The sequence below is a fragment of the Gammaproteobacteria bacterium genome, assembly GCA_003696665.1.
GTDB lineage: Bacteria > Pseudomonadota > Gammaproteobacteria > Enterobacterales.
The window spans coordinates 1-3,510 of the sequence record RFGJ01000643.1; the positions used below are offsets into that span (position 1 = coordinate 1).

Annotated in this window: 5 protein-coding genes; all 5 read left to right on the forward strand. The window is 51.6% G+C overall.

All coding sequences use genetic code 11. The annotated features are described in order from the left end of the window. Positions 1 to 89: 89 nt before the first annotated feature. From D6694_15430 to D6694_15450, 5 genes are read left to right on the forward strand one after another with little or no spacing between them, the layout of a single operon-like run. Positions 90 to 1,559: a hypothetical protein gene (locus tag D6694_15430; protein RMH34114.1), complete on the forward strand. Its 1,470-nt coding sequence runs from the start codon at positions 90 to 92 to the stop codon at positions 1,557 to 1,559. A gap of 46 nt (positions 1,560 to 1,605) precedes the next feature. Next, positions 1,606 to 2,250 (forward strand): hypothetical protein, encoded by a 645-nt coding sequence (locus D6694_15435; GenBank protein ID RMH34115.1) that lies wholly within the window; start codon positions 1,606 to 1,608, stop codon positions 2,248 to 2,250. Next, the gene (locus D6694_15440; GenBank protein RMH34116.1) at positions 2,216 to 2,746 is read left to right on the forward strand and encodes an N-acetylmuramoyl-L-alanine amidase; all 531 of its coding nucleotides are present in this window, start codon (positions 2,216 to 2,218) and stop codon (positions 2,744 to 2,746) included. The genes D6694_15435 and D6694_15440 overlap by 35 nt, the downstream gene beginning before the upstream one ends. 30 nt (positions 2,747 to 2,776) lie before the next feature. After that, complete coding sequence (locus tag D6694_15445; protein RMH34117.1) at positions 2,777 to 3,142, forward strand: hypothetical protein; 366 nt, start codon at positions 2,777 to 2,779, stop codon at positions 3,140 to 3,142. Continuing rightward, a complete protein-coding gene (locus D6694_15450) occupies positions 3,142 to 3,402 on the forward strand; it encodes a hypothetical protein (protein ID RMH34118.1) in 261 nt (86 codons plus the stop codon). Before D6694_15445 ends, D6694_15450 begins: the two co-directional genes overlap by 1 nt. Positions 3,403 to 3,510 lie beyond the last annotated feature (108 nt).

Consider the following 3,510-nt stretch of genomic DNA (forward strand, 5'->3'; position numbering starts at 1 on the left):
ACAGCGGGGAGACGTCCTTTGTAGCAAGGGACCTGAAGTTACCGTATCCTTTCTACCAGAACTCACGTGCTGCTTTCTTTGGGGACGCCATGTATGTCCCGATGAACGTTTCTCATTCTGATACAGTCTATGTCGTGGATTTGAGAGGGGACAGCCTTGCTACCAAATTGCTGGTTGAAGGCTACAACAACAACACCTCTCTCTTTGTCCACAAGGATCGACTCTTCGTTGGCACGAGAGATTCGCTCTACTGTTTCACTCTTGACGATCCTCTTCATCCGCAGCGCAGATGGGCCTTTGGTGGCATCAAGGGCGGTTCGGCATCGTTCCACCACCTGAAGATCGTGGGCGATTACGCCTACATTTCGGACAACAATGCTGATGGCAGCGTGATTGCAGTCATCAGCTTGAAGGACATTGACAATCCAGTACTGGTCAAAAAGATCAAGATCAAAGGCGTGAGCCCACGATCACTTGCGATCGATGGTGGCTACTTGTACGTGGCAGACCGCAATGCGCCATACATTGAGGTTTACCGCATTGGCTCGACGGAGAAGGTCCCGTCGCTTAACGTCTCGCAGTTCCAGGCTGACGAGATCAATTCCAAGATTGTACAGACTACGGACATCATTGCCGAGGAGACAGTGACGGACACCATCAAGACGAAAGGGATCATCACGCCCAAGTTCTGGATGCATGGAGGCAAGCCGTTGGACAAAGACGACAATCCAGGCTTCTTCAACGCCAACTACGTATCCATCCATGCCGGCCTGAACACGCCGCCTTATGGTTCGCCCTTCTTTGTCAGTGGCGGCAAGAAGCCGTGGGACTACTACTTCCTTGTCCAAACATCGAATACGCCAACGAAAGGCGGTGCGCTGCTTGTCAAAACGAACCAAAGCAGCGGCTCCGGCTGGCAGGTCGAGATCGACAGTGCCTATTCGCAGCAGAGCACGTCCTGGCCTGTATGGGCTTTCTGGGTACGTGGTGTCAAGTGGGATCAGAACGGCAACTTTGGCGGTCACTACAGGGTCCACAACCGACCGCTCTTCGGCTGGGGCACCTGGTCGCCGCTTGAGCTCTACGTCAAGCTGTGGGATACAGGTGACTGGCAGTGGATCAAGTATCCCAACACACGCGATGATGGGGGTGCGCCTACGAGTATCGTCAGCACTGATGCCAACGGGTATGTCAAGCTGCATCCTGTGGAATACAACAGAGGCACGACAGCCACCATCACTGATGGCGGAGCATCGGCTTCAGCATCCAACGTCAAGTGGCATTACACGCGTGTCGGCAATGAGGTGACCTACCTGCTCTCGTTCGACATTGCAGGAACTGGCACGCAGAAAGTGTACGAGGTGACACTGCCTTTCGATGCTACGAACACGCTTATCCTGGATCAGATGCAGGCAAGTGCTGTGAATGTCAATACTCTGAGCCCTCTTGGTGTGCTCATTGACGACAGTGACGGCGACAAGAAGCCGAACATCACTGTAAACATCCCTTCAGGGAACACGGGCCGGATTGACATTGAAGTGCACTACAGAGCAAACTGATGCACCTACATACCCAGACAACATAAAAACACAAAATGGTAACACGATGGGGAAAATATTGGGGGGCATATTTGCCCCCATAGTTGATTTGTTTAAACACATCTTTGATTTCATGATCAACTTAAGAAAACAGCGGCGAGTTGACTTTGAGACACTTGCTGCAAAATATGATGCCTTGATAGAAAAGCAAGAACGAAAGATAGAGTCGTTGGAGCGGCGCATCGAGAACCAATCTCGAAGGATTGACTATTTGCAGGATGCGTTGGATAACATCTCCAACAGGACGCTTTCCGTTCTCTCTTTGCCATGGCCAACATGGATCAAGCTGCTCAAGCCTGACGAGCAGATTCTCGTATTGTACAACAGCAAGTACGAGAAATTATTCCAAATCAATCAGACGCCTGCTGGTCTTCCAATGCGAACGGTCCATGGGGAGGAGGTGTTCGAATACATGGAACGCATTGAGAAGCTCAATGCCGTAGGCAACAGTCCTGCTATTTACTTCTTGCGATTGCGCCACTTCAACAACATAGAGGAGGACTTGCTTGTCCTCACCTGGCCTATCGACAGTCAAGAAGGGGCCAAGTTCATAGGTAGCATTGGCATTCCTGTGACCAACAGCTTTCTGGACATAATCAAGAGTCACTTTAAGGAATATGACCAAGATGAGCAAGATACTGACAGAGCTTGAGCAAGTGCGTCGTCGCGTTGAAGATCTCATTGAAGGGCGCTATGTTGACCTTGTTGATCAGCTGCCACGCCACGATACCAAGAGGTATCATACACGCAGCCTTGCCGACATCGACACGGTAGTGATTCACCACAGTGGGACCAAGGGAGGTGATCCTTTCGCCTTTGCGCGTTTCCACGTAGAGCATCACAACTGGCCTGGCATCGGGTATCACTACGTGGTGGGCAAGGACGGCATCATCTACAAGACAAACGATCTTCACACGAAGAGCTATCACGTCGCTCGTCACAACACACACACTGTAGGCATCTGTCTTGTAGGCAACTTTATGCTGGAAGAGCCATGTCGGTTACAGCTCCTTGCAGCAGCGAGAGCGGTGACGCTTGTCTTTGATGAGGTGGGTCGCACCCTTGCCATCAAGGGGCACAGAGACTTCAATAAACCGACCTGTCCTGGAGAAAATATCGACCTCGAAAGAATCAGGCATCTTATTTGAGAAACCCATATCTTTACAAAAACTGACGTCATGAAGAAGCTTCTGACCCTCATCACCGCGCTTTTGGCAGTCACCTGCATTTTGGCGCAGGTGGATTCTTCGGTGTACGACAACACCAAGGAGTTCGTGGACACCATTGGCAATGCGCCCAACGACATGTTGGGGCTTTACACCTTCATCTTCAGCATCATCCTTGGCGTGCTGACCAGTGAGACTGTCAAGCTTCTGCCCTTCTACGGGAAGATTGACAAGTTTGTTACGTACATCGCCTATGCTCTTGCCATCATCGTCGTCTTTGTCGTCTTTGGCGTGGACATCAACTTTGCCTGGACAGCCTTGCTGACCATCATTTCGGGTCAGGGTTACTATCAAATCAGGAAGAAAAAGGAAGAGTGATGGCAGTACCGAAGGTCAAGCGACATTTTCTGGTCAGCGCCACCGAAGTGGTGATCGTGCACCTTTACCATCGCCACCATCGTGGCGTCGTGGAGCTGCTGCTGACAGCACAGGGAGGCAAGCCCACCCTTGAGGATGCGGCCAATGCCCTTTCGATCAAGCTGAAGCGGCCCATCCGTCCGGAATGGATTGACGCCATCAGCGAGGTCGGTGTGCGGCATCAGCCATACGAGCCCATCAAAAAAGTGGATGCCGAATGATAGGACGAATCGATGTACAAACAGGCGTTCTCGTCATCGAGGACTCTGTCACGCTGAAGAACGCCATCCTGGCGCCGACGGCGTATGACCTGATCTCCGTCACGCTGC